Origin of the sequence: Micrococcus sp. HSID17227 (genome assembly GCF_003989405.1) — a bacterium.
Taxonomy (GTDB): Bacteria; Actinomycetota; Actinomycetes; order Actinomycetales; family Micrococcaceae; genus Micrococcus; species Micrococcus luteus.
Genome location: NZ_RBLN01000423.1, coordinates 1 through 1,138, shown reverse-complemented (window position 1 = coordinate 1,138; position 1,138 = coordinate 1). Strand labels below are relative to the sequence as shown.

The 1,138-nt window shown below is 73.3% G+C and carries 1 protein-coding gene; it reads left to right on the top strand.

The features are described from left to right. On the top strand, positions 1-1,138 hold a 1,138-nt coding region (locus tag D8M29_RS12390; protein ID WP_148111623.1), incomplete at both ends, for an MMPL family transporter.

Genomic DNA, 1,138 nt, shown 5'->3' with positions numbered 1-1,138 from the left:
ACCGCCGCGCCACGCTGTCCACGCCGACCGCCCTCGCCACGGCGCTCGCCTCCGTGGCCCTGCTCGTCCTGGTGGCCGTGCCGTTCTGGTCCATGCGCCTGGGCCTGCCGGACGGCGGCTCCGAGCCCGAGGGCTCGGACTCCCAGCTCGCCTACGCGCTCACGGCCGAGAAGTTCGGCGAGGGCTACAACGGCCCGCTCGTGGTCACCGTGGACCTGCCCGCCGGCCTGGACGAGGGGCGCGCCACGGACGCCCAGCTCGACGTCGGCGAGCAGCTGGCCGCCCTCGACCACGCGCACGCCGTGGTGCCGGCGGGCTTCAACGAGGACCGCACGGTCGCGATGTACCAGGTGCTGCCCGAGGAGGGGCCCAATGCGGTCTCCACGGAGGAGCTCGTGCGCGAGCTGCGGTCCCTGGACCCGGCCGGCGAGGCCTCGAACCCGGGTGTGGCGGGGGTGACCAGCGGCTTCATCGACGTCTCGGACACCCTGGCGGAGGCCCTGCCGCTCTACCTCGGCGTGGTGGTGGGCCTGTCCCTGCTGATCATGATCCTGGTGTTCCGCTCCATCCTGGTGCCCCTGATCGCCACCGGCGGCTTCGTGCTCTCGGTGTTCGCGGCGATGGGCGGCGTGGTGGCCATCTACCAGTGGGGCTGGCTGGGCGCCCTGTTCGGCGTCCACAACCCGGGCCCGGTGCTCAGCTTCCTGCCGACCATCATGGTCGGCGTGCTGTTCGGCCTGGCCATGGACTACCAGCTGTTCATCGCCTCCGGCATGCGCGAGGCCTACGCGCACGGCCTGCCGGCCCGTCAGGCGGTGCTGTCCGGCCTGCGCTCGGGCCGCGCGGTGGTGATGGCCGCGGCGATCATCATGATCTCCGTGTTCGGCGGCTTCATCTTCGCCGAGGACGCGATGATCCGCCCGATCGGCTTCGGCCTGGCCTTCGGCGTGCTGCTGGACGCGTTCGTCGTCCGGCTGCTGCTGATGCCGGCCCTGATGCACCTGCTCGGGGACGCGGCGTGGTGGCTGCCCCGGTGGCTGGACCGCATCATGCCGGACGTGGACGTGGAGGGCGCCCAGCTCGAGCGCGCCCACGCCCCGGCGCACCCCTCCGGCCCCGCCCCGGACGGCGGCGCCCA